The organism is Synechococcus sp. CS-1332 (assembly GCF_025127995.1).
Classification (GTDB): domain Bacteria; phylum Cyanobacteriota; class Cyanobacteriia; order PCC-6307; family Cyanobiaceae; genus Cyanobium.
Map to the genome: position 1 here is coordinate 37,535 of NZ_JAHLYP010000039.1, position 22,170 is coordinate 59,704.

24 protein-coding genes and 1 pseudogene are annotated in these 22,170 nt (G+C 64.5%); 12 read left to right on the top strand and 13 right to left on the bottom strand.

Annotation, left to right across the window (positions count from 1 at the left end; genetic code table 11):
• The first annotated feature begins 36 nt into the window (after positions 1-36).
• Genes KQ305_RS08555 through KQ305_RS08575 form a run of 5 tightly spaced genes read left to right on the top strand, consistent with a single transcriptional unit; the run spans position 37 to position 6,088 of the window.
• Positions 37-2,571, top strand: a complete 2,535-nt coding sequence (locus KQ305_RS08555; RefSeq protein ID WP_259724996.1) for a hypothetical protein — start codon at positions 37-39, stop codon at positions 2,569-2,571.
• Positions 2,571-3,191, top strand: coding sequence for a hypothetical protein (locus KQ305_RS08560; protein WP_259724997.1), 621 nt, complete (start codon positions 2,571-2,573; stop codon positions 3,189-3,191). The genes KQ305_RS08555 and KQ305_RS08560 overlap by 1 nt, the downstream gene beginning before the upstream one ends.
• Positions 3,188-3,778 (top strand): type IV pilin protein, encoded by a 591-nt coding sequence (locus KQ305_RS08565; protein WP_259724998.1) that lies wholly within the window; start codon positions 3,188-3,190, stop codon positions 3,776-3,778. The genes KQ305_RS08560 and KQ305_RS08565 overlap by 4 nt, the downstream gene beginning before the upstream one ends.
• Positions 3,779-3,782: 4 nt before the next feature.
• Positions 3,783-4,439: a prepilin-type N-terminal cleavage/methylation domain-containing protein gene (locus tag KQ305_RS08570; protein WP_259724999.1), complete on the top strand. Its 657-nt coding sequence runs from the start codon at positions 3,783-3,785 to the stop codon at positions 4,437-4,439.
• An 11-nt stretch (positions 4,440-4,450) separates the two neighbouring features.
• Positions 4,451-6,088 carry a class I SAM-dependent methyltransferase gene (locus KQ305_RS08575; RefSeq protein WP_259725000.1) on the top strand — a complete coding sequence of 546 codons (1,638 nt, stop codon included), beginning with the start codon at positions 4,451-4,453 and terminating at the stop codon, positions 6,086-6,088.
• Here the strand turns inward: KQ305_RS08575 and serS are convergent.
• The 7 genes from serS to KQ305_RS08610 form a co-directional block, all read right to left on the bottom strand.
• Positions 6,052-7,344 carry a serine--tRNA ligase gene (gene serS / locus KQ305_RS08580; protein ID WP_259725001.1) on the bottom strand — a complete coding sequence of 431 codons (1,293 nt, stop codon included), beginning with the start codon at positions 7,342-7,344 and terminating at the stop codon, positions 6,052-6,054. The genes KQ305_RS08575 and serS overlap by 37 nt on opposite strands.
• A 26-nt stretch (positions 7,345-7,370) precedes the next feature.
• Positions 7,371-7,904: a hypothetical protein gene (locus tag KQ305_RS08585; RefSeq protein WP_259725002.1), complete on the bottom strand. Its 534-nt coding sequence runs from the start codon at positions 7,902-7,904 to the stop codon at positions 7,371-7,373.
• 11 nt (positions 7,905-7,915) lie between these two features.
• A complete protein-coding gene (locus KQ305_RS08590; protein WP_259725003.1) occupies positions 7,916-8,449 on the bottom strand; it encodes a type II secretion system protein J in 534 nt (177 codons plus the stop codon).
• A gap of 4 nt (positions 8,450-8,453) precedes the next feature.
• Positions 8,454-9,026: a Tfp pilus assembly protein FimT/FimU gene (locus KQ305_RS08595; RefSeq protein WP_259725004.1), complete on the bottom strand. Its 573-nt coding sequence runs from the start codon at positions 9,024-9,026 to the stop codon at positions 8,454-8,456.
• The gene (locus KQ305_RS08600) at positions 9,026-9,634 is read right to left on the bottom strand and encodes a prepilin-type N-terminal cleavage/methylation domain-containing protein (RefSeq protein ID WP_259725005.1); all 609 of its coding nucleotides are present in this window, start codon (positions 9,632-9,634) and stop codon (positions 9,026-9,028) included. Before KQ305_RS08600 ends, KQ305_RS08595 begins: the two co-directional genes overlap by 1 nt.
• A 6-nt stretch (positions 9,635-9,640) precedes the next feature.
• Positions 9,641-11,185 (bottom strand): hypothetical protein, encoded by a 1,545-nt coding sequence (locus KQ305_RS08605; RefSeq protein WP_259725006.1) that lies wholly within the window; start codon positions 11,183-11,185, stop codon positions 9,641-9,643.
• Positions 11,186-11,472: 287 nt separating this feature from the next.
• On the bottom strand, positions 11,473-11,757 hold the full coding sequence (locus KQ305_RS08610) for a NifU family protein (protein WP_259725007.1): 285 nt from the start codon (positions 11,755-11,757) through the stop codon (positions 11,473-11,475).
• A gap of 171 nt (positions 11,758-11,928) precedes the next feature.
• On the opposite strand from KQ305_RS08610, the gene KQ305_RS08615 reads away from it, so the two are divergent.
• Both KQ305_RS08615 and lepA read left to right on the top strand, forming a co-directional pair.
• On the top strand, positions 11,929-13,512 hold the full coding sequence (locus KQ305_RS08615) for a class I SAM-dependent methyltransferase (RefSeq protein ID WP_259725008.1): 1,584 nt from the start codon (positions 11,929-11,931) through the stop codon (positions 13,510-13,512).
• A 50-nt stretch (positions 13,513-13,562) separates the two neighbouring features.
• Positions 13,563-15,371, top strand: a complete 1,809-nt coding sequence (lepA, locus tag KQ305_RS08620) for a translation elongation factor 4 (protein ID WP_259725009.1) — start codon at positions 13,563-13,565, stop codon at positions 15,369-15,371.
• Positions 15,372-15,693: 322 nt separating this feature from the next.
• On the opposite strand, the gene KQ305_RS08625 is transcribed toward lepA, so the two are convergent.
• From KQ305_RS08625 to KQ305_RS08635, 3 genes are all read right to left on the bottom strand, one after another.
• Complete coding sequence (locus tag KQ305_RS08625) at positions 15,694-16,296, bottom strand: hypothetical protein (protein WP_259725010.1); 603 nt, start codon at positions 16,294-16,296, stop codon at positions 15,694-15,696.
• Between the two features lie 94 nt (positions 16,297-16,390).
• Positions 16,391-16,768, bottom strand: coding sequence for a putative toxin-antitoxin system toxin component, PIN family (locus KQ305_RS08630; protein ID WP_259725011.1), 378 nt, complete (start codon positions 16,766-16,768; stop codon positions 16,391-16,393).
• Positions 16,765-16,989, bottom strand: a complete 225-nt coding sequence (locus KQ305_RS08635) for an AbrB/MazE/SpoVT family DNA-binding domain-containing protein (RefSeq protein ID WP_259725012.1) — start codon at positions 16,987-16,989, stop codon at positions 16,765-16,767. The genes KQ305_RS08630 and KQ305_RS08635 overlap by 4 nt, the downstream gene beginning before the upstream one ends.
• Positions 16,990-17,081: 92 nt before the next feature.
• Here KQ305_RS08635 and KQ305_RS08640 point away from each other — a divergent pair, with 92 nt between their 5' ends.
• Genes KQ305_RS08640 through KQ305_RS08655 form a run of 4 tightly spaced genes read left to right on the top strand, consistent with a single transcriptional unit; the run spans position 17,082 to position 19,102 of the window.
• Positions 17,082-17,600 (top strand): hypothetical protein, encoded by a 519-nt coding sequence (locus KQ305_RS08640; protein WP_259725013.1) that lies wholly within the window; start codon positions 17,082-17,084, stop codon positions 17,598-17,600.
• Complete coding sequence (locus tag KQ305_RS08645) at positions 17,597-18,007, top strand: hypothetical protein (protein ID WP_259725014.1); 411 nt, start codon at positions 17,597-17,599, stop codon at positions 18,005-18,007. Before KQ305_RS08640 ends, KQ305_RS08645 begins: the two co-directional genes overlap by 4 nt.
• The gene (locus KQ305_RS08650) at positions 17,994-18,491 is read left to right on the top strand and encodes a GspH/FimT family protein (protein WP_259725015.1); all 498 of its coding nucleotides are present in this window, start codon (positions 17,994-17,996) and stop codon (positions 18,489-18,491) included. The genes KQ305_RS08645 and KQ305_RS08650 overlap by 14 nt, the downstream gene beginning before the upstream one ends.
• A 32-nt stretch (positions 18,492-18,523) precedes the next feature.
• A complete protein-coding gene (locus KQ305_RS08655; protein WP_259725016.1) occupies positions 18,524-19,102 on the top strand; it encodes a prepilin-type cleavage/methylation domain-containing protein in 579 nt (192 codons plus the stop codon).
• A 219-nt stretch (positions 19,103-19,321) separates the two neighbouring features.
• On the opposite strand, the gene KQ305_RS08660 is transcribed toward KQ305_RS08655, so the two are convergent.
• The 3 genes and pseudogenes from KQ305_RS08660 to KQ305_RS15445 form a co-directional block, all read right to left on the bottom strand.
• Positions 19,322-19,549 carry a DUF433 domain-containing protein gene (locus KQ305_RS08660; RefSeq protein WP_259725017.1) on the bottom strand — a complete coding sequence of 76 codons (228 nt, stop codon included), beginning with the start codon at positions 19,547-19,549 and terminating at the stop codon, positions 19,322-19,324.
• Positions 19,550-19,906: 357 nt separating this feature from the next.
• Entirely contained in the window at positions 19,907-20,251 is a 345-nt protein-coding gene (locus tag KQ305_RS15345; RefSeq protein WP_311134333.1) for a Uma2 family endonuclease, read from the bottom strand.
• Positions 20,252-20,345: 94 nt separating this feature from the next.
• A pseudogene (locus KQ305_RS15445) lies at positions 20,346-20,468 on the bottom strand (Uma2 family endonuclease); the annotation flags it as partial.
• On the opposite strand from KQ305_RS15445, the gene KQ305_RS08670 reads away from it, so the two are divergent.
• Complete coding sequence (locus KQ305_RS08670) at positions 20,418-21,557, top strand: hypothetical protein (RefSeq protein ID WP_259725034.1); 1,140 nt, start codon at positions 20,418-20,420, stop codon at positions 21,555-21,557. The pseudogene KQ305_RS15445 and the gene KQ305_RS08670 sit on opposite strands and share 51 nt — an antisense overlap.
• Positions 21,558-22,170: the final 613 nt, after the last annotated feature.

Here is a 22,170-nt window from a genome sequence, read left to right on the forward strand (position 1 = left end):
ACGTCGAAACGACGTCGAGGTCAGGCGGGTTTCTCCATGGTGGCCGGCATCCTGGTGCTGCTGGCTTTGGTGGTCGGCACCGTTGGGCTGTCTAGCCTGGTGTCCAGCAACTTGCTGGGCAGCCGCGAGCAGGGCTCCAGCAGTGAGGCCCGCAGCGCCGCCGAGGCCGGCATCGACGAGATCATCGCCACCTGGAACCAGCCCCAGAACCGCAAGCTGCTGGTGTCGGGCCAGGCGATGAGCACCTGGGCCAGCTCCACCAACCTCCAGAGCCCTTGCGTCACCACCGACGGCAAGGCCACCCGGCCGGGGGTCACCGGCCTGCCGACGACCCAGGCCAAGAGCTTCGGCGACGGTGAATTTCGCGATGTGGAAAACCCCACCAAGGCCAACACCGGCGACCGCCAGTTCGCCCTGGTGCGCGTCACCTACTCGGCCGGTCCCGCCGCCAATACCAACCGCCGGGCGATTTCGGTGTCCTCCACCAAGACGGGCGGCGTGACCACGGTGGGACCAGGCTTCACCGGCAACTTCAGCGACCTGAACAACCTCGACGATCCCGACGGCACCGTCACAACCCTCCAGCCGGGCTCCAACAGCGGCTTCATCACCGTCGAGGTCCAGGGCCGGGTGATGCGGGGCGGCACCGCCGTGGCCACCGCCACGGTGACCCGGGAATTCGAAGTGCTGCCCAAGTGCTGCGGGGCCTCCTTCGGCTCGAATGCGGCCACCAACCTGGGCGCCGACAAGCGGGCCTGCGGCGTCGAGTTCGGCCTGATCACCGGCATCAACGGCGGCACCCATTTCTCCTATTACGCCAACGACCGCTTCACTACCGTCAATAAGGCGAATCAGGTCGTGAACGTCTCGGGAATGATTGGTATTGTCAATCCTGGACAAACTGTGTTTGATCGCGCCAGCTGTCGGGTCGGCCCCCGCGCGAATTCTGGCACGAGCGGTTGCCCGGCCGGTACAAGCGCAGATCCTTTGTTTGATTCGGCCACTGACCCAGGTTGGAGATCAAACATTCTCAGTAATAGCTGCGGTAACTTCACTGCGGCTGAGTTATTCACCGGCAACAGGTGTGGAACAGCCAGTGATCGGCTCGGAACATCCATCTCCGGTATTCCGATTGTCCCCGGCTCAGTCACCCTTCCACCGGTTTCCACTTATCTCTACAGTTGGACTCCAAATGGTTGGGCCGCCAACACAATTCCTTTGGGAAATGCGGCCTACCAGACCTTGGTAAGTACGAACACAGCGTACAGATCAGTCATTCGCACACGAAACGACACCACCCCTCCCAGGGTTGAAATTTGTACCGCTGCGACCTGTACAAACACGTCCTGGAGAGTGATTTCTGACGATCGCATTGCTGATTCCTTCGGCACAGGCGATTACACAGGAACTTCTGGCAACTTGAATCCTTGGGTTGGGGGGGGGTCACCCTTCAGCGCTGGTGGGCCATGGCTAGAAACAGATCCCACTTCCGGCGGGAGCTCCACAGGCAAGGTTCGAATCGTGTCCAACGCGGTAGTTTTCAATGCTGACGCTACAGCGAGCGCGGCTAATACCATGCGCCTACAAAGAGGTCTGGATCTCTCCGGTTTTACAGGTGCTCCTGATCCAAGAATCAGTTTCAGGTACCAAGGAACCAACCTGGCAGCAGCGGACACGCTACTCGTGGAGGCTTCCGCCAACGGAACGGCCTGGGTGACGTTGGGCACGGTGGCTGGCAACAATACGGCATCCACGCAGACTTATACGATTCCTGCGGCTCAAGTCGGTACGAACACCCGGATCCGATTCACATCAAATTCAGCATTGACAAGCACTAAACGTATTACCTTGGATGACATCCAGGTTGCCCCCCGAGGCGGCTTGAATAGTTGGTGTGAATACTCAGCGACGGCTCCGGTCACGAGCACTCCTGGATTCCTTTGCCTGGGGCCGACGATTGATCTGAGTGCGGGCGGCACCGTCATCATGGACACAACAGGTGGGCCGTTGAGCTTCTATTACAGCGAACCCACCGACACCCGTGGGAATACCTCGGCAACAGCCCTATTGCGAACGGGCAATGCAGCAACCATCCAGCATGTCAAGTGTGCAGTACAAGCTAGTAACGCCTGCGCAACTGCGATCCCTGATTCGGATCCCTATTCTGATGTTGGTGTGCCGGATCGTTTGAATTTCTTTGGCAGAGATACTAACCCGGGAGGCACATCTCTTCAATACCTTGCGATTGGTACGGAAGGGGCTGCGGTAGGAACTACAGGTAGAATCTCAAGAGCTTGGTTCTATTTTCCATGGGGGGCCTTGAGGCTTGTCTCCGACGGATGTGCCACTGGTGCCACACCCGCAGGTTTTCTGGGTGACAACAGCTGGAGCATCAACGGCAGGGTCTGGGTGAGCAGCTTCCGCCCCTGCGGCGCCTTCCACTTCCGCATTCCGCCGTCCTCCTCGGTAGGCCTCTCCGCGGCCTTCGCCACCGGTTTCAACCCCGACTACGTCCAGTGGACGGGCGTGGATTGGGTGGCGAGGGCCGTGACATCCTCCCGTAACTATTGATGGCCACCCTCTCCCGCCACGGGACGTTCCGGCTGTTGCTGCTCCACTCCAGGGTGCCGGTGGCTGTTGGTTTCACCATCATTGAGCCCCTGGTGCTGGCCATCCTGTTGTCCATCGTCGTCTCTGGAACGGCGGTGGTGCTCACCAGCATCAATCGATCCTCGGTCGAATCCAGACGGGTCGTGACGATGAATCAGCAGATTGATTCCAATCTCGCCGAAATCAAGCAGCTCAGCGGCCGGCTCACCTGTTGTTCCTCTGTCTGCACCGTCGCTACGCCAACTGTGGTTGGAACCACGGCCAACTGCGCCACCGCCAACCCCCTGGATCCCCGCTATTTCTTCCCCCAACGGGACGATCCCGCCACCACCGCCACGATCGCCGGCACCAGCCCCGCCACCGCCGACGAGCGCCGGGCGGTTGATCAGCTTTGCGCGAGCGGCGCCTTCATGACGCCCCTGCTCACGGCCGTGAATGGAACGGCCGTGATCGCTGGTGTCACCCGCACCGCCTCCATTCAGACCAACAACACCATTCGCGTCATTTTCAACGATGATGTCAATGGGCGCGTCACGCGTGTGGCCAACATCACCCCGCCGATGGCCCGGTGGTGCCCATGAGCCGCTTCCGCCCAAGCACCCCTGCTGGCTTCACTGTGGTGGAGCTGATGGTGACGGTGGCCGTGCTCGGCATCGTCAGTTCCGTGGCGTTCAACGTTTCCCAATCCAGCTGGCGCCGCGAGCGCGCCAGTGCCGCCACGTTCGAGTTGTCCGCCTGGCTGGATCAGATTTCCAGATCACCCGAACAGAACGGAACCAGCTGCCAGGTGACCGTGAACACCGGCACCCTGGCCTCCGGGGCCGTGCTCGCCTCCGTCAGCCCCGCCAACTGCGCCACCGAGTCGAATGTTCTGCTTCCGGCCATCAACAACAACCAGTCGTTTCAGGTCGCTGTGTCCGTGGCGAATGCTGTGACTTCTGTGGGTACCTCGCAGTGGTGGTTCACGCCTCGGGGGGCGATCAGCACCACCGCCCCAGCCGCCAACACAGGGAGTACGGTTTCCGACATCAGTGTCCGCATCAGTGTGGCTGGCACGGTGCCGGTGCGTTGTGTTCGGCTCTCCGGCACCCTTGGCCTGCTGCGCATGGGTCGCAACAACGCCACCGGCGACCCCAACACGAACTGCACCGATTGGAGCGTCCGTTGAGATGATGCATCCTTCCTCCCGGCTTTCCCTGGCCACCAGCCGGAACCTCCCAAGCGCGCGTGGTTTCACCATGGTGGAACTGCTGATCGGCATCACCCTGGGGGGGATCGCTGTTGCTGCCGCTGCCAGTGTGATGGTGTCGCACATGAATTCCACCAATGCCACGATGTGGGCGGTGCAGCTGCAACGCGACCTCAGCAAGTTCAATTTTCTGGTGAATTCTGAAGCGAATGAGGCATGCCGGCTGCAATCCGGCACGCCTCCCGCGAACGACACCGTCTGCACACCAGGCACCGTTGCAGTCCCTGTGAGCTGTGCGACTGTCACCGGCCCGGCCACGAACTTCAACCTGCTCGTTCCTATGGACGTGGCCAATAATGATCCGGAGGAGCGGGTGATTACCTACAGCTTCAATGCGGGCACGGGCCAGGTGCTGCGCTCAGGCCCGCGGATTCTCAGCAATGGCCGGCTGGATGCCACGGTGGCCAACAACCAGACCGGTTCGGTGGTACTTGATGGTGTCACCGCCTTCACCCCCACGGTGTCTAACGATTGCCGCTCGGCGACGATCGTATTGACCCTTTCCGTTCCCACCACCACCGCTACTTTCCCACCACAGACGATTCGCGTGGCGGCAGGTGCAGAACAGTTCATCCGTTAGCCCGCGCCTGCATGCACTGGGATCGGGGCTACTACTCGCAATCCACCTATACCTGCGGCACCTACCGGGAACTGTCTCCGATCTGGCTTGATTTCGCCTCCCTGGTCAAGGGGCATACGCCCCCCAGGCCCACGGAAGGTAGCCCTTTCTCCTATCTGGAGCTGGGCAGTGGCATGGGTTTCGGCCTGTGTCTTATGGCCGCCAACTACCCCGAAGGATCCTTTGTCGGCGTTGATTTCCACCCTGAGCACATCAGCCATTCGCAGTGGCTGGCGGATCAGCTGGGCCTGAACAACATCCGCTTTCTCGAAGCGGACTTCGTGGTGCTGCAGCAGGATGCCTCACCCCTGGGCCTGACCCCAGGCCACAACGGTCTCTACCACTACGTCTGTGCCCACGGCATCGCCACCTGGATCGCCGAACCCGTGCAGGCGGCCCTCCTGGAGCTGGCCGCTGCGGCCCTGATCCCAGGTGGTCTGTTCTACTGCTCCTACAACACCCACCCGGGCTGGCTGGCGCGGTCGGCGTTTCAGAAGCTCTACTCCCTGGAGTTGGACCGCAGTGATCCTTCCCAGCCCATGGCGACGATCCACAAAACCGTGGCCAGCCTGCGGCGGCTGATCGGATCCGACGAGTCGCCCACGCCGATGGGCAGGTCTTTTCCCTCACTGGAAGCGGAGCTCGACTGGATCAGCCAGGACAACCCGGACTATCTCTGCGGGGAATTCGGCTGCCAGGGCTGGGCGCCGCTCTATGTGTCTGACATGCATCAACGCTGCAGTCAGCACAAGTTGCGCCATCTCGGCAGCGCCACCCTGCCGGAACTGTTCGATGAGCTGCTTGCACCGTCATTGAAGGAAGCCGTCTTTGAGGAGGCGAATCCCCTCATCCGCCAGACCCTGATCGATCTGGCCACGAACAAGGCCTTTCGCCGCGATCTGTTCGTCAAAGGAGCCCTGCCGCTGACGCGCCTTCAGGCTGAGGAACGGCTGGCGGCCCTGGTGGTGCAGGGCCAGGAGACCACACCACCTGGCCCTGGGGGCCAGAAGGCCGAGGAGCCTTACCTGTTCACCACCACCTTCGGCCAGGTGGTGGGCGATCCCAAGATCTACGGGCCAATCGATGCGGCGTTGCGGGAGGGTCGTCGCACCCTGGCTGAGCTGGTGGCCATCAGTGGCCAGGCACCCGAAGGGGTGCTGCCGATCGTGGCGATGCTGCTCCATGACGGCCGGATCGGCCTCGATCGCGGTGCGGTGGGAGTGGCGGCGGCCGAGGAGGCCCAGCGTGTCAACGTCATCCTGTTCCGGCTGATCGAGCAGGGCAAGCCCTACGGCTCCCTGCTGTTGCCGCAGCTCGGGACGGTGAGCGCCATCTCCCCGGTGGAAGTCCTGATCCACCGGGCCGTTGTGGAGGGTCTGGAGGGACCGATGCTGAGCACCTGCGTGCTGATGGGTCTGGAGCAGATGGGTGTGCAGCTGCTCGAGGCCGATAAGACGGTTGTGGCGGATCCAGACGCCCAGATCGGCACCATCGAGCGCATTGCCTCTGACTTCATCGGCCTGCGGCTGCCCATGTTGCAACGGCTGGGGGCCCTGCCAAAATCGCTGGCGCCTCAGGAGACGGCCGTGATCGCCTCCGCTCCGAAGTAGGGCACCAGCGCCTGGGGCAGCTTCACGCTGCCATCGGCCTGCTGGCCCGCCTCCAGCAGGGCAGCCATGGTGCGGCCCACCGCCAGACCACTGCCGTTCAGGGTGTGCAGCAGGCGGGTGGTCTTGCCGTCACGGAAGCGGATCGAGGCCCGCCGGGCCTGGAAATCGCCGCAGCTGCTGCAGCTGGAGATCTCCCGGTAGGTGCCGGCCCCCGCCAGCCACACCTCCAGGTCGTAGGTGCGAACGGCGGAGAAGCCCAGATCGCCGGTGCACAGCTCCAGGCGCCGGTAGGGCAGTTCCAGGGCCTCGAGGATCGCCTCGGCATCGCCGGTGAGCTGCTCGTGGGCCGCTTCCGAGTCCTCGGGGCGGCAGAACCAGTAGAGCTCCACCTTGTTGAACTGGTGCAGGCGGATCAGGCCCCGGGTGTCGCGGCCGTAGGAGCCGGCTTCGCGGCGGAAGCAGGGGGTGTAGGCGGCGTACTTCAGCGGCAGGGCTTCGGCGGCGAGCACCTCGCCGCGGTGGAAGGAGGTGACCGGCACCTCGGCGGTGGGGGTGAGCCAGAGGTCGTCCTCGGCGCAGCGGAAGCTTTCCTCGGCGAACTTGGGCAGCTGGCCCGAGGCGGTGAGGCTGGCGGTGTTCACCAGGACCGGCGGCAGCACCTCGGTGTACCCCCGCCCGGCGTGGCGATCGAGCATGAAGTTGATCAGGGCCCGCTCCAGCCGGGCCCCCTGGCCCAGCAGGGTCACGAAGCGGCTCTGGGCGATGCGCACCGAGCGCTCGGTGTCGACGATGCCCAGCCGCTCGGCGATCTGCCAGTGCTCCTGGAGCTTTTCGACGCCGGCAGCGGCCTGCCTCGGGGTGCCCCAGCGCTTCACCTCGACGTTGTCGGCCTCGCTGCGGCCCGTGGGGCAGAGGGGCGAGGGCAGGTTGGGCAGCACCATCAACTGCTCCAGCAGCTGGGTCTCGATCCCCTTCTCCTGCTCCTCCAGCTCCGCCACCTGTTGCTTGATGCGGTTGCCCTGCTCTCGCAGCTCCTTCACCTCGTCCCCGCCCGGGGCGGCTCCGGCCCGGATGCGTTCGCCCACCTCGCGGCCGATGCGGTTGCCCTCCGCCTGCAACTCGCTGCGTTGCTGCTCCAGATCGCGCGCCTGCAGGGCCAGCTGCTGCAGGCCTGAGAGGTCGGTGGCCAGACCGCGCCGCGCCAGGGGGGCGGTGATCAGCGTCGGGTCGTTGCGCAGCAGGCGCTGATCCAGCACGGAGAGACCATCGTCTTTTGGGCAGCCTACGGACCGGGCGTTCGTTCGATCACCTCACGATCGCAGCGGCCATAGGCCTCAGCCGCGGTGGGCAGCAGATCCATGCCGTTACGGATCTCCGGCGGCAGCAGCCGTTCCAGTTCCGCCAGCGCGGCGTCATAGGCCTGCTGGGCGGCGCGGACCTCCTCGCTTTCGGGGGCATAGCGCTTGGAGGCCAGCATCAGGGGCTTGGCGGCGTTGGTCAGGCGGGCCGAGGCCGCCCGCACGTCGTCCTGGTGCACCCGGCAGTAGCGGTAGCGATCAATGGGCGCAGCGGCCGGTGGCGTGGCCACCACCGCCGGGGGGCTGGCTGGGGCCGGCGGCTTGCGTTGCCCTTTGAGGGCGGCGGCCAGGCAGGCGGCATTGCGTTTCAGGGCCTCCTCGGGACTGGCGGCGCTTTCGGCCTCACCGCGGCAAGCGGCCCGCTGCTCGTCGCTCACCACCACCTGGCTCCGCTGGCAGCCGATCAACAGCAGGGGCAGCAGCAGAGGCAGCAGCAGGGCGGGATGGCGGCGGCGCATCGGGGTGGCGTTCAGGGGTAGCTGGAGGTGCGCGAGCGGCTGGAGCTGGAGAGTCCCGTGAACGATGCCCCCAGCCCATCGGCTATGGCCAAGGTGTAGGCGGGCTCGCGGCTGTTGGTGATCGTGGGCGCGAAGGCATCGACGTTGGTGAGCAGCACTGAGGACACATTGGGGGTGCCCGCTGTGAGATTCAGGGTGCCGTTGTCGTTGATGGGCGGGCCCGATCGGGTCAGGGTGCGGTCGTTGAGGGTGTAGGTGATCGTCTGACCGCCCGCGAGGGTGAGGGTGAGGGAGGTGTTGGCAACGGCGGTCGCCGAGGCCGATTCGGTGATCTCACTGTCGAGCAGATGGTTGATGCGGCCCCAGTGGTCCTGCAGGCGCCGGACCGATTCCTGCTGGGCGGAGACGCGGATCTGGGTCACCATCACATTGCTGCCGGTGGCGAAGATCACGCCCATGATCACCGAGGTGATCAGCAGTTCGACCAGGGTGAAGCCCCGGTGCCAGTGGGGGCGACGTCGGAGGCGGGTGGTGAGGTCTTTCATAGCTTCAGAGGGTGCCGCCGTAGCTGCTGTCGGGGCAGGTGCCGCCGGTGGAGTTGCTGGCGCCGACGCTGATCAGGCCGAGGCCTTCGGAGATGCGCACGCAACGCAGGGGGCCGCTGGTGCCCGTCAGGGAGATCTCGATCACGATCGGGCTGGTGAGTTGGCTGTTGGCGGCTGCGGCGTTGACCGTGCCGCGGGGGGTGAACTTGAAGCTGGTGTTGCCGCCAGGGGCAATCACGTAGGTGGAGGAGCCCATGGTTCCGCTGATCTGCAGCGGCTGGCCAGTCAGACAGTTGTTGGCGATGGTGGGGTTGGAAATCAATTCCGAGGCGGTGGCGAGGGTGGCGCCGGGCGTCAGGCTGCCGCCGCTGATGCTCACCTGGCAGGCGTTGCCCTTGAGGGAGGTGCGCCGCACCGTTTCCAGCCAGCCCGCCAGTTCGGTGGCCACCGCGTTGACCCGCTCCCGCCGCCATTCATTGCCGGAGGCGTTGATCCCGACGGCCGAAAGGATGCCCACCACAGCCACCACCACGGTGAGTTCGACCAGGCTGAAACCGGCGTGGGAGGGGTGTTTCATCAGGGGCACCAGGCGACGGTGGTGGGCACGAGGGTGACCCGGCGCAGCAGTTCGCCGCTCGTGCTGTTGGTGTAGGTGATCGTGTAGCGGTGCAGATTGCGGGTCACGTTGGTACCGAATTCGCTGATGGTCTGTTGTCCCTGGTTGTTCGGGTCGATCTGGTAAGTGATGCCGGCCGTTGTCAGGGCCGACGGGGCGGCGCCGATGTCCGCCAGCAATGGGGTGATCAGACTCGTGGAGTTGCACAGGGCTTCGAAGCTGTTGCCGGCGGTGCTGTTGCCCGTGGCGGCTGAGGAGGTGGGCAAAGGAAAGAAATCGTTCTTGCCGAGCTCCAGGGTTCCGAGGCTGGTGCAGGTGCCGGAGCTGCAGGTGTAGCGGTCGTTCAGCCGCCGCACCCGGGCCAGATCCGTGTCCACCAAGGCCTGCTGGCGGTAGCGCAGGCTGGCCGCCGCTGAACTCCGGTTCGATTCCACGAACAGGACCGACGTGCCGGTGAGGGCCAGCACCAGCAGCACCGACGACACCATCAGCTCCACCAGGGAGAAGCCGCCTGAACCCCGCGTGCGCCGGCGCGGCGGCTGGAAGGGGGTGGGGGGGGAGCGTTTCACGGTGGATCAGGAATAGGTGTGTCGCTTGACGGCTCTGGTGATGTAATCAATGGCGAAGGTTTCATACATCGAATCATCGCTGCCGCAGAACTTCATCAGGCCACAGACGCTCTCCAGATCACTCGGAGAGATTGTCACGGTGATGTTGCCGTTGGCCCTGAAATCGTTTGTCCAGATCACCCCCTTGAAATCCGGTGTGCCACCCATCTCGACGTTGCCGAGCGGGAAGTACAGGAACATGCTCTGGGAAGCACCGTTGCCGTTGCCGAGATCCAGGAACTGGGCCCCGCAGGGGGCGGGGGCCCCAGTTCGGCAGCCGAACAGGGCCATGTCAGCGGCGCGCGGGGCGCCCTGGGTGGTGGTGGTGCAGGTGATGGCACCGACATCGGAATCGCACTGGAAGATGCCCGAGGAGCCGTTGCCCCGCGTGACGCTCTTCTGGCCACTGGTGGAGGCGTTAGGGAAGTGAAGCCTCACGGGAATCGACTCGGCGGCAGTGGTGCCGCTGGTGTCGATGAACAATTCAACGTTGTTGCTGGTGCTGAGGCGGTTCAGACTGCAGGAAATGGTCTGGAAGGTGCCGGGGGGCGACGCCCCTCCGTTGACATCCTCCCGGCTGCAGAGCGTGTTCCAGGGGGCCGGCCAGGTGGCGAAGTTGCGGGTGGCCAGGGTCAGGTCGCTGCTCACCGTGACGTTGCAGGAGGCCGGGGGCGTGGCGCTGCGGCAGGTGGTGTTGGCGGTGGGCAGGGGGGGAGGCAGGTTGATGTCGACCACGTTCACGCTGGTTCTGGAGAGGCCGTCGACGCAACCCGATGGGCTGGTGGCGATGCAGGTGACCGGATCGACGTTGAGGTTGTAGGAGCCACCGGAGATCACCAGATCGCCGGTGTTGTCGTCGGCGGCCCCGGCGACGAAGCCGAAGTTCGGTGCCAGGGCGCAGCGGCGGATGTCGTTGCCGAAGGCATTGCCCAGGCCGCGCAGGCTGCGGTCGAGGCATTTGGGCACCACCTCCAGGGTCTGCTGCAGGGTGCTGGTGGCCACGACGGCGCCGCCGCGGAGGGCGAAGCCACGCACGGTGAGGGTGAGCTCCCCGGTGGTGGGGGGCACGGCGGCGGCACCACTCATGGGGTTGGCCACCGTGCCCTGCCGCACGAGGGCGGCCGTGGCGCCGGAGCAGTCCACGTCCACCAGTCGCCATTGCTGCTGGGAGCCATCGCCGACGTTGAGCGTCTGGGCGGTGGGGATCGTGGTGCTGGTGAGGAAGGTGGCGCCAATGTTGGCGAAGGCCCGCCCATCCACCACCTTGACGGCGTTGTTGGCGGCGATGGCGGACGGCGTGGCCGTCTCCAGCAGGCAGGCGTTGACCAGGAGCTGGCGATTGCGGTGGCGATTGAGCTCGCTGACCACGGCCGCCATGCCGATGTCGGCGGCAGCCTTCGCATCGCGGCCCTGGCTCTGATAAGCAGAGGCCAGCTCGGCCATGCTGGAACGGTTCGAGATCGCCAGGCTTCCCAGCAGCACCGCCATGACGATCAGAAAGGTGGCCGCCATCGAACCGCGGGTTCCGGAGGGCCGCCGGCCGCCCCCACGTCTGGACGAGCCAGCGAGTGCGCGTAGCAGTAGGTGTCTCGTCATCGCTCCCCCCCCTCCGCTTCCATAGACCAAAAAAGTTGGTAACAGCAGTGTTCTTGCGGCAACTTCAAGTTACGATGAGAACCGCCTTTCTCCCTGAGGTGCTCTGCTGAATCAGCTGGGAGGCGCGGAAGAGAAAGATGACAAATGGTCATAAAAAAGCCTTCCCGGTGGGAAGGCTTCCTCCGGCATCTTTCAGACTGGATTCAAAGAACCTGCACCACTTCGCTCACTTCCGGAATCGATTCACGCATTTTTCGCTCGATGCCCATCTTGAGGGTCATGGTGCTGCTGGGGCAGGAGCCGCAGGCGCCCTGCAGACGCACCTTCACAACCGGTCCGTCGATCTCGACGATTTCGACGTTGCCGCCATCGGCCATCAGGTAGGGACGCAGCTCGTCGAGCACCCGCTCGACGTTCTCGATCGTGAGGGCGCGGGGGTCGGTGCCGGTTTCGGGGCTGGCGGTCTCGGTGGTCACGTCGGTGGTCATCGCTAAGGAGAGAGCTTTCCAGAAGCTTAGGAAGCCCTGGGCCGAATCAGACGAGGCGCGCGGTCGGCTGGTGGGGCGCCAGCTGGTGGTCGACGCTCAGTAAACGGCCCCCGCAGATGGCAGGGGCCGTTTCCTGAGCCATCCTGCGCCCAAAGCGCTTGCCTCGCCGGGATGGATTCCAAGCCCGCCTATCCCATCGACAAGACCTATGGGGCCTTCATCCACCGGGAGTTGTCGGTGTCCTGGCTTGTGCTGGCGACGCTCATGGGCGGTCGCCACCGGCTCGATCCCGGCCTGGTCAGCACGGGGTTCCGCTACCTGGATCTCGGCTGCGGCCATGGCTTGAACCTGCTGTTCAACGCCGCCGCCCACCCGCAGGCCAGCTTCTACGGGCTGGATCTGAACCCCACCCACATCGCCGAGGCCAGCGCCAAAGCAGAGGCCCTAGGCCTGAGCAATGTGCACTTCGCCCTGGCGGATCTGACGACCTTCGCGGCAGGCCGGCCCAGCACCGGCCCCTGCTGCAGCTGGCCGGAGGCGTATGACGTCGTGGTCGCCCATGGGCTGGCGAGCTGGGTGGGCGAGGCGGTGAGGAACGCTCTTGTGGCTGCGGCGGGCAACCTGCTGCGGCCGGGCGGGATTTTCTACTGCTCCTACAACACCTACCCGGGCTGGCTGTCGCGCAGCACCCTGCAGATGCTGAGCGTGGAGGAGGCCCTGCGCGCCGGGGGCAGCACCTCAGTGGCGGGCATTCGCAAGGCTGCGCAGACCCTCACAGGCTTCACGGGCACCGAGGAGAACACCTTGCCTCTCGGCAAGGAACTGCCGGGGCTCAGAGCCCTGGTCGAGGCTCTTCAGCCCATGCCGGAGGCGTATCTGGTGGGGGAATACCAATCGGCCCATCAACCCCTGTATGTGGGCCCTATGCACCGCCTCTGTGCGGCCCATGGCCTCAGCCACATCGGCTCGGCCACGCTGCCGGAGATGTTCCCGGACATGCTGGATGACGAGCGGCGCACCCAGGTGATGGGGGCGGTCGATCTGTCGATGCGGGAGGTGCTGCTGGATCTGGCCATCAACCAGACGTTCCGGCGCGATCTTTTTGCCAAGGGCCCCTGCCCACCCTCTCGGCCGTGGCGTCGCCAGGCCATGGCGGATCTTTCCCTTCACCTGGGCGCCGCATCGGAGAAGGACACCAATGAGTTCTCAACGAGTCTCGGTCGGCTTGGCGTTGATGCCGACTTCATGGGGGCCTTGAAGGGCACCCTCGCCGATCGGCCCGTGAGCCTGGGCTGGCTCCTGGATCAGGCCTCGCTGGATCTCGACGACCTGCTGATGCGGCTCTCCGTTCTCATCGGCGCGGGAGTGATCGGCGTCGGTGTCCCGGCCCAGGCCGGTGCTGAGGCTTTACAGCGTTCCGTCGCCGGCTTCAACCGACTCGGCCTCGAGCAGACCACGGCGGGTGAGGAGATCGGGGCCTTGCTCTCGCCGGTGCTTCTGCAACCGATCCCCATCAGCGTGCTGGAGGCGTTCTTCCTGCAGGTTGCCCATGCGGATCTGGCTTCCGAAGACGTGGTGCAGCTGGTGTGGATGGGGATCTCCATGGCCGGCGGCAATGTGAAGGACAAGCAGGGACAACCGATCGAGGACCCTGAGCAGGCCCTGAGTCAGCTGCAGGAGTTCTGGGAGACCTTCGCCCGCGAGCGGCTGCCGCTGCTGCGGCGACTCGGCATCGCCTCTGCCGCCGCTGCCTAGGATCGATCCATCTTGCGGTGGCTCTTGGGGTCGCCGGTTGCTGTTCCCCTATGACCGACGTTCCCGCCCAGCGGATCCGTAATTTCTGCATCATCGCCCACATCGACCACGGCAAATCGACCCTGGCCGATCGGTTGTTGCAGGACACCGGCACCGTGGCGGCCCGGGACATGCAGGCCCAGTTCCTGGACAATATGGAACTGGAGCGGGAGCGGGGCATCACGATCAAGCTCCAGGCCGCCCGCATGGAGTACAAGGCGGCCGACGGCCAGACCTACATCCTCAACCTGATCGACACGCCGGGCCACGTCGACTTTTCCTATGAGGTGAGCCGTAGCCTGCTGGCCTGCGAGGGCGCCCTGCTGGTGGTGGATGCCAGCCAGGGGGTGGAGGCCCAGACGCTGGCCAACGTGTATCTGGCGCTGGAGAACGATCTGGAGATCATTCCGGTGCTCAACAAGATCGACCTGCCCGGGGCCGATCCCGATCGGATCAAGACGGAGATCGAGGCGATCATCGGGCTCGACACGTCGATGGCCATTAACTGCTCCGCCAAGACTGGCCTGGGGGTGCCCGAGATCCTGCAGGCGGTGGTGGATCGGGTGCCGGCGCCGCAGGACCAGGCGGATGAACCGCTGCGGGCCCTGATCTTCGACTCCTACTACGACCCCTACCGGGGCGTGATCGTCTACTTCCGTGTGATCAGCGGCGTGATTGCCCGCAAGGACAAGGTGCTGCTGATGGCCAGCGGCAAGGTGGTGGAACTCGACGAGGTGGGCGTGATGGCGCCGGACCAGCGCCAGGTGGACAGCCTGCATGCGGGCGAGGTGGGCTATCTGGCCGCCTCGATCAAGGCGGTGGCCGATGCCCGCGTCGGCGACACGATCACCCTGGCGGCCAATCCGGCGACCGAGCCGCTGCCGGGCTATGCCGAAGCCACACCGATGGTGTTCTGCGGCCTGTTCCCCACCGACGCCGACCAATACCCCGACCTGCGCGAGGCCCTCGACAAGCTGCAGCTCTCTGATGCGGCGCTGAAGTTTGAGCCCGAAACCAGCAGCGCCATGGGCTTCGGCTTCCGCTGCGGCTTCCTGGGCCTGCTGCACATGGAGATCGTGCAGGAGCGGCTGGAGCGGGAGTACGACCTTGATCTGATCGTCACCGCCCCTTCGGTGATCTACCAGGTGAACATGATCGACGGCAGCACCTTGATGGTGGACAACCCCGCCACCCTGCCCGATCCCCAGAAGCGGGAATCGATCGAAGAGCCCTATGTGAAGCTGGAGATCTACACCCCCAACGTGTACAACGGCGCCCTGATGGAGCTGTGCCAGGAGCGGCGCGGCGAGTTCATCGACATGAAGTTCATCACCACCGATCGGGTGACGCTCCACTACGAGATGCCGCTGGCGGAGGTGGTGACCGATTTCTTCGATCAGATGAAGAGCCGCACCAAGGGCTATGCATCGATGGAGTACAGCCTGATCGGGTACCGCCGCAACGAACTGGTTCGGCTCGATGTGCTGATCAACGGCGAACGGGCCGATCCGCTCACCACGATCGTGCATCGCGATAAGTCGTACAACGTGGGCAAGAGTCTGGTGGAGAAGCTCAAGGAGCTGATCCCACGGCAGCAGTTCAAGATTCCAATCCAGGCCTCGATCGGCAGCCGCATCATCGCCAGCGAAAGCATCAGCGCCATCCGTAAGGACGTGCTGGCCAAGTGCTACGGCGGCGACATCTCCCGCAAGAAGAAGCTGCTCAAGAAGCAGGCCAAGGGCAAGAAGCGCATGAAGGCGATGGGCCGGGTGGAGGTGCCCCAGGAGGCCTTCATGGCGGTGCTGAAGCTGAATCAGTGAGCTGGGTCTGAAGCTGCGGGCCTGGCCTGAAGCCTGTGGCTGGCGAGGAGTGGCCGGTCAAGGGGGCCGTTCGGGATCGAAAGGATCAGCTCGCTTGCGTGCGGCCATGCGGCAGAGGGCTTGTCCCTGGTCGGAAGGACTTTCAGCGCACGGCCTGACCTCCCGCAGCGCAAAACGGATTCTGTACAGGATGTACAGACCCGGACATCCACCGCGCAACACCTCCACTTCCTCCGGCCGACAGCGAGTTTCCCGGCCCACAGGCTGACCTCTGGGGCGCAGTTTCCTCGCCCAGCGGTTCCACCCCGCCACCGGGCCGTTCCTAATCCGTCGAGCGCCTCCGGTGCTCCTGCACCGGCCCCATGGCGTCGGTGCGGAAGAACAGGGCCGGGGTGAGCCCCACCCGCTGCATCTGGCGCCGTCCACGGAGCTGCATCACGACCAGCCCGGCGCCGGTGATGCCCTGCAGGAGCAGGGTGGTGACCAGGCGCACGGGGTTGAGCAGGTGCTCCTGGAGGGGGGAGAGGGGTGCCAGCTGGCGCTGGCTGAACAGGGTGGCAGCGTCATGGATCGTGACCGCCGGCAGCAGCAGCAGGAGCAGCAGCCCCAGGGGCAGCAGGGTGCGGTGAAGGGCGCCGGTCCAGGGCTGCTCCCGGCGGTGGCGCCGGTGGCCGCCGCCGATCAGGTAGAGGCCGAACCCCACGGGCAGCAGCGGCAGGGCGGGGGAGAGGCCGATCAGGCCGTTGAGCCGGCCGGCGGGAGCATCGACACTGGCGAAGCTGCCGGCCAGCAGCAGGGTGCTCAACTCCAGTACCAGCAGCAGCAACCCCACCAGCCGCAGCTGGCCCAGGGAATAGTCCAGCTGGTGGCGATTCACGATGCTGTCGACCTCATCGCGGGTGTCCGTGTGCCGGCGATGGTTCATGGGCCGCTGGTGCATCATTCCCTTGGCAACACTGACAGGCCAAGCGCGGATCAGGGATCGTCAAGCCAGATCTGAAATTCAGCCGGTGTCAGGATCAACAAGGGGGCAGCTGGTTCTTCAGGTTGAGCAGATCGCCATCCCCGCTGACGAGGACCGGCACGCCAGCCGCCAGGGCCAGGTCGAGAAAGACCTGGTCCTTCAGATCACGAACCTGGAGCTGACCAGCCTTGATGGGGCCGGCGTGAGTTTCACACCAAGGCAGCACATCCGCCAGCAGCCGATCGATGTCTGGCCGCGTGAGCCGAAACTTGGGGTAGGCAAGCACTCGGATCAGTTCGCGGGCGGAGGATTCGCTCAGCACAGGTGTGATGGCGGCGCTCTGCCAGGTCCGGCGCAGCCAGGCCAGGCGGCCGTTCTCAAACAGCAGCGCCGACACCAACACAGTCGTGTCGAGAACAACGCGGATGGTCACTCCTGGCGAGACCATGCAACAGCGGCGGCGACATCCGCTTCTGTGATCCCCAGCTGCTGCAGGCGGGTCCGAGCGTTGGAGGCAGCATTTGGGTGGACGGGTGTGAGCACGATGCGACCGTTCTCGGTGGCCACGTCGTAGTAGTCGGCGATCCCGACAGCCTCCACCACGGCCTTGGGCAAGGTGAGCTGGTTCTTGCTGGTGCGCTTGGCAAGGACCATGGACGCAGCCGGCTTTGCCCGGAAACAAGGATTCCTTGCTTTACCTGCTGTCCTCGGCTGGGAACTCTTAAGGAGACGTTGCTGTCACCGCCATGGCCTTATTGGTTTGCCGCCATCTTCCCCCCCGATCGCAGGGGTTCGTGCTGCCCCTGACCATGGGGGCCTCCCTGGTGCTGCTGCTGGGCAGCCTCTCGGCCCACACCGCCAGCCTCCAGGTGCGCCTGCAGGGGATCCGGGAGCAGCAGCAGCGCCAGGCGGAAGACCGGTTGGCCTCGGCGGGCCAGCAGCTGCTGGCCGATCTTCACCGCAGCCAACCCTGCCTGCTGACGCTGCCGCTGGCGCAGTGGGACTCCCAGGGGCTGGCCTGCGCTCCCGCCCAGGCGATCGCCTCCCTCAAGGCCGGCCAGGTGCTGGGCAGCTCCTACCGGCTGGTGAGCTGGCGCCCGGAGCTGGCCCCGGCCGAGTTGCTGCTGGAGCTGGCCGCCGCCGGCAACGAGCCCAGGCGCCAGGGGGCCTTCGCGGTGGAGCTGCTTCCCGCCCAGCCCCCCGCCCAGCCGCAGCCGCAGATCATCGACGTGCGCCTGGTGGGGCTGCGGGGGGTGGCGCCATGAGCCTGCTGGAACTGCTGATCGGATCAACGGTGTTTGCCGCGGCGGCGAGCTCCTCGCTGCAGCTCTGGGCCCTGGCGGGCGCGGCGGCTGTGGCCGAGGAGCGTCAGCAGCAGCGGATGGAGCAGGCAGAGGCCGCGTTGGTGCGAGCCGAAACGGCCCTGCGCCGCCTCGCCCCAGGCGGCGGCGACTGCACAACGGCCGCCTCCCAGGTGCTGCAGGTGCTGGCGGCCGACCCTCTGGCCCAGGGGTTGGCGCGTGTGCTGGAGCCGTCGGCCAGCGGCGATGGGGTGGTGCTGCGGTTGGTGGTGCAGGGGGAGGCCACACCGCGCCAGCGGCTCTATGTGCCGGCGGTTCTGGGGCTCTGCGGGCCCGTGCAGCAGCAGGGAGGGAGCGGTGGCAACCCCTGAGCCTGGCGGCTTCACGCTGCCCGAAACCCTGCTGGCCCTGGTGCTGGTGGGCCTGCTGGCCCAGCTGGGGCTGTCCTCCGCCAGCACGGAGCTGGCCGCCGCCCGGCTCGATGGCGCCAGCCGCCGGGTGATGGTCGGGCTCGAGCGGGGGCGCGATGCTGCCCTGCGCCTTGGCCAGCCCTGCGCCCTGGCGCTCACCGCCAGCGGCTGGCAGGAGCCCCAGGGCAGCAGCCTGCCCGCCTGCGAAGGAGCAGGCATCGATCTCGGCGAGGGCCTGGGCGGCGGGCCGGAGGTAACCGTCAGCCACAACCTGCCGCAGGTGGTGCGCTTCACCAGCAACGGGCTGATCATCGACGGCGGCACCGTGCTGCTCAGCACCGAGGGCACCGACCTGGTGCGCTGTGTGGTGGTGGCCCTGCCGCTGGGGGTGACACGCCTGGGACGGCAGGGCTCGGGCGGCTGCCTGCCGGGTCCGCGGCCCTGAGCCGTCCTTTCCCTATCCATCGGAGTTTCGCCATGGCGTTGTTGCGTTCCAGGACGATCACAGCCGCCGGAGCGGCGGGGTTCACGTTGGTGGAGCTGCTGCTGGCGGCCTGCCTCGGGTTGCTGGTGTGGGGGGTTGTGCTGCAGGCGCTGGTGGCGGATGGCCGCCAGGTCGACCGAATGGTGCGCCAGCTGCGGGAGCGGGGCCAACAGAAGCGGGTGCTGGCCCTGCTGCGGGGCGACCTGCTGCTGGCCGAGCGGGTGGACCTCGCCCACGGGGTCGGTGCCGCCTGCGGCCTTGGGTGGCGGGATCCGGTGCTGCAGCTGCAGACGCCGGCCGGCCCGATCACCTACACGGTGGGCAGCGCCCCCAGCGCCATCTGGCGGGGCCGGGTGCTGATGCGCTGCGGCCCGGCCTTCGGGCTGCACGGCGAACCAAGCGCGGGTGCGGCCCAGAACAGGGTGCTGCTGGATGGGCTCGCCGATCCAGGTCTGGAGGCCGCCTCAGAGCCGGACGGCCTGCTGCGCCTGCAGCTGCGGCAGGAGTTCGAGCCTGCCGGGGGTGGAATCCAGCGGATCGAAACGACCGTGCGGATGGGGGCGGGGGGGTGAGCAACAGGATCCGCACCCGCTCCCGGCGCTCGTCGGCAACAACCAGTGCCCCCTGCTCGATCTCTTCGGCGTAGGTCTTGAGCACAGAGAGCACGAGGTGCCCAATCACTTCTGGCAGCACGTTGAAACAGCGCACTTGAAGGATGCTGGGTCCGTTGTCGCTACTGAGAGCGAGCATCGTCCGAACAGACAGGTTCATGTCGACCAGCAACCTGTCCATCAGTTCAGGACCAGTGCCTCTTCCCGCTCTTCCATGCGCCAGGCGGCATAGGCCAGAGACTCATCGATGTCGGCCTCTTCGATCTGCGGGTAGGACTGGAGGATCCTCTCCCGGCTGCTGCCACTGGCGATCAGCCCAACGATCGTGCTGACCGTGATACGCAGCCCGCGTATGCAAGGCTTGCCGCCCATAACGGCCGGATCGTGGCTGATGCGAGTAAACAACATGGTCTAATCGTAGGCCGTGACCCTTTGACGAGCGAGCGTGGAGGTCATCTGTTGCGGGAACAAATCGCGGAGATGCTCCGAATGGGTAGGGAATGAGACTTCTCCCCTCCACCGAGCCAGTTAGCGGCAGGATCCGCGCCCGCACCAGCGTCATGGGCTGTCAGCAAGTTCCAGACTGGAGAGCAGCGGCAGGGTGCAGGAGGTTCTGACCCATTTTCCAGGCTGTACACAATGTACAGCCTGGAAAATGGGTCATGGCATGGGTGAGTCGACTGTCGAGATCCACGAAGACTCTCTCCACGCTCACAGAAGGTGAGCCACCCTTGCGAAAAGCCACGCAGGGTCATCACCCGGCGTTCAGGCCTCCCAGATCTCTGTCAGCTCCAGGCTCAACCCGGGGAATCGCTCTCCACCCTCGAGCGTCATTGCCCCTTGGAGGCGCTGGGGCTCGCCATCGGCGACGCTGCTCCAGATCTCGAAAGCCTGCTGCTCGGGGATCAGCAGCCAGCCCAGTTGGGCGCCATTAGCATGGTAAGCAGCCATCTTGCGGCGCAGGGCGGTGAGGCCACGGGGGCCTTCGTCACCGGGGTTGGCGAGTTCGACCAGCAGATCGGGGCAGAAGGGCGGGAAACTGAGGCGCTCCTCTGCGGTGAGCGCTTGCCAGCGCTCCAGGCGCACCAGAGAGGCATCGGGACTGAGCACCGAGCCAACTCCTGCGGAGAAGCCTTGCGGCTACTGGCAGAGGAAAGCCCGTGGAACTGTCGAACACCCGCCAGCCTCCCACGCCGTCGGCCCAGGCCAGCAAGCGCATCAACACACGGCTGTTGCGGGCGCCGGTTTCACCACCTGTGGGCGTCATGTGGATGAGATGACCTTCGGCGGTGAGTTCCAGCACCGCCTGGGGGTTGGCGATGCACACAGCGGTGAAATGCTCGGGGCTGAGGCGCAGATCAGCAGGCAGGTGCAAGGGCGCCATTGCATCGGCATCTGGAGCTGCAAGCATCATGGTCCCAGCGCAAGCTTTAAAGCCAGTTTAATGGAGATCCCCAGGCTGAAGTTGGGATCCCGAACGGACAACGAGCTTGTCGCCGATCGGACAACTTCATTGTTGGCGACCATCTTGGTTGGCGATGTATGGGGCATGCCTATTCCAGTTAAGGGCATCCAGCTCAGACTTGGCAGTAGCTACGTGTTTGGTGCTCGATTTAAGCGTGTTTGCTTTCTAGACTGGGGGATCATTTCAGCTGACTCCTCCCGCCGGACTGACGTTGTTCTGGGTGAAGACGTTCTTGATCTTAAACCCTGCATCGAACTTGGGATTTGTGGAATGATTCATTCTATTACACGGCATTACCATCCATGTGAGCCTGCTAAGGCCAGCCAGTTGCTGGATACACTCCATTTTAATTTGAGCCTAGGAATCTTGGATTCGGTTACTCTTTTGTTAGAGGATGATGCTGATCTGTCAGTCTTTCCTGAGGCTAAAACCATGAAAATTGGCCGCAGGACTACATTTGCAGACTTTCTAGATTGCGTTTCAGAGTTGGCCGAAGATGATGGTCATGCAGTATATGCTAACAACGACATAATGATGAGCATCGATATCGCAGAAGCGGCTGCAAGGTTGACCATGAACATCTCAATGATCGCCTTGACAAGGCGTGAGCTTGATGGCGCGCTGCCATCCATTGAGAATCCCTCCTGGTCGCAAGACACATGGATCATCAAAACGCATCGCATCAGCAGGATGCTCAAGGAGACCGTGAGACATTCGTTGGGAATTGCAGGTTGCAAGAACATCTTTGCGGCACAGCTTGTCGCAAATGGTTGCAGTCTTTGGAATCCTTCGCTTGACGTCTCTACGATTCACAATGATCCATCTCGCTGTTTGACGTATTCACGAGATCGCAGATACAATGAATTCTTTGCCATTCCGCTTCTCTGTCATTTGATTGATGTGGAGTCGGCCATTTCGGATTATGAGTTCACATTTTGTGCGAAAAGCTGATCTTGCCTTAGTGGTACGTTTATCGAGGGGCGTGATCGGGTTGTGATTCAACACATTGAACGCTCTTGTCAGAGATTCAAATTGCACGGTCCGTGTGAATATGTTGCGAATTCTTCGTTCCCGATAGCTTTTTGCTTGATTTTTAGTTGTGTATGGCTGATCAACCAATGCCGTTGTCGACCACTTGTACGCCGGCCGCATGTGTTCGACTTAAATCTGGTTGAGGGCACTCAGTTTGCGCTGTCGGCTGACAGCCTAGGCCTGGCCAGAAGGCGCATCAGCAAATGGCTGTTGCGGGTACCGGTTTCACCTCCTCTGGGTTGGCGATGCACATAGCAGCGAATGGCTCGGGGCTGAGGCTCGGGTCAGCGGGCTGCGCCAAGGGGGCCAAGGCGTCGCTCTGAGCGGCTTGAAGTGCAAGCGTCATGGCACCAGCGCCAACGTTGGCAACTTCTTCGATTGGATCTTCAGCCTGGGATGGGGGCTTGTATGGCTTCCTGATGGCAGAGCCTCGGCAGTTCGGGAATGACCCCGCCCCTCGGGGTGCTCCGCCTTGCTCCTTATCCACCGGAGCTGTGTCTTGGCGCTATCGCGTTCCGTGATGATGTAGGCG

Bases quoted from the DNA above. Each gene is read 5' to 3' on its own strand.
- KQ305_RS08555 (WP_259724996.1), top strand. From the start codon at position 37: ATGGTGGCCGGCATCCTGGTGCTGCTGGCTTTGGTGGTCGGCACCGTT.
- KQ305_RS08560 (WP_259724997.1), top strand. From the start codon at position 2,571: ATGGCCACCCTCTCCCGCCACGGGACGTTCCGGCTGTTGCTGCTCCAC.
- KQ305_RS08565 (WP_259724998.1), top strand. From the start codon at position 3,188: ATGAGCCGCTTCCGCCCAAGCACCCCTGCTGGCTTCACTGTGGTGGAG.
- KQ305_RS08570 (WP_259724999.1), top strand. From the start codon at position 3,783: ATGCATCCTTCCTCCCGGCTTTCCCTGGCCACCAGCCGGAACCTCCCA.
- KQ305_RS08575 (WP_259725000.1), top strand. From the start codon at position 4,451: ATGCACTGGGATCGGGGCTACTACTCGCAATCCACCTATACCTGCGGC.
- KQ305_RS08585 (WP_259725002.1), bottom strand. From the start codon at position 7,904: ATGCGCCGCCGCCATCCCGCCCTGCTGCTGCCTCTGCTGCTGCCCCTG.
- KQ305_RS08590 (WP_259725003.1), bottom strand. From the start codon at position 8,449: ATGAAAGACCTCACCACCCGCCTCCGACGTCGCCCCCACTGGCACCGG.
- KQ305_RS08595 (WP_259725004.1), bottom strand. From the start codon at position 9,026: ATGAAACACCCCTCCCACGCCGGTTTCAGCCTGGTCGAACTCACCGTG.
- KQ305_RS08605 (WP_259725006.1), bottom strand. From the start codon at position 11,185: ATGGCGGCCACCTTTCTGATCGTCATGGCGGTGCTGCTGGGAAGCCTG.
- KQ305_RS08610 (WP_259725007.1), bottom strand. From the start codon at position 11,757: ATGACCACCGACGTGACCACCGAGACCGCCAGCCCCGAAACCGGCACC.
- KQ305_RS08615 (WP_259725008.1), top strand. From the start codon at position 11,929: ATGGATTCCAAGCCCGCCTATCCCATCGACAAGACCTATGGGGCCTTC.
- lepA (WP_259725009.1), top strand. From the start codon at position 13,563: ATGACCGACGTTCCCGCCCAGCGGATCCGTAATTTCTGCATCATCGCC.
- KQ305_RS08625 (WP_259725010.1), bottom strand. From the start codon at position 16,296: ATGAACCATCGCCGGCACACGGACACCCGCGATGAGGTCGACAGCATC.
- KQ305_RS08635 (WP_259725012.1), bottom strand. From the start codon at position 16,989: ATGGTCCTTGCCAAGCGCACCAGCAAGAACCAGCTCACCTTGCCCAAG.
- KQ305_RS08640 (WP_259725013.1), top strand. From the start codon at position 17,082: ATGGCCTTATTGGTTTGCCGCCATCTTCCCCCCCGATCGCAGGGGTTC.
- KQ305_RS08645 (WP_259725014.1), top strand. From the start codon at position 17,597: ATGAGCCTGCTGGAACTGCTGATCGGATCAACGGTGTTTGCCGCGGCG.
- KQ305_RS08655 (WP_259725016.1), top strand. From the start codon at position 18,524: ATGGCGTTGTTGCGTTCCAGGACGATCACAGCCGCCGGAGCGGCGGGG.
- KQ305_RS08660 (WP_259725017.1), bottom strand. From the start codon at position 19,549: ATGTTGTTTACTCGCATCAGCCACGATCCGGCCGTTATGGGCGGCAAG.
- KQ305_RS08670 (WP_259725034.1), top strand. From the start codon at position 20,418: ATGACCTTCGGCGGTGAGTTCCAGCACCGCCTGGGGGTTGGCGATGCA.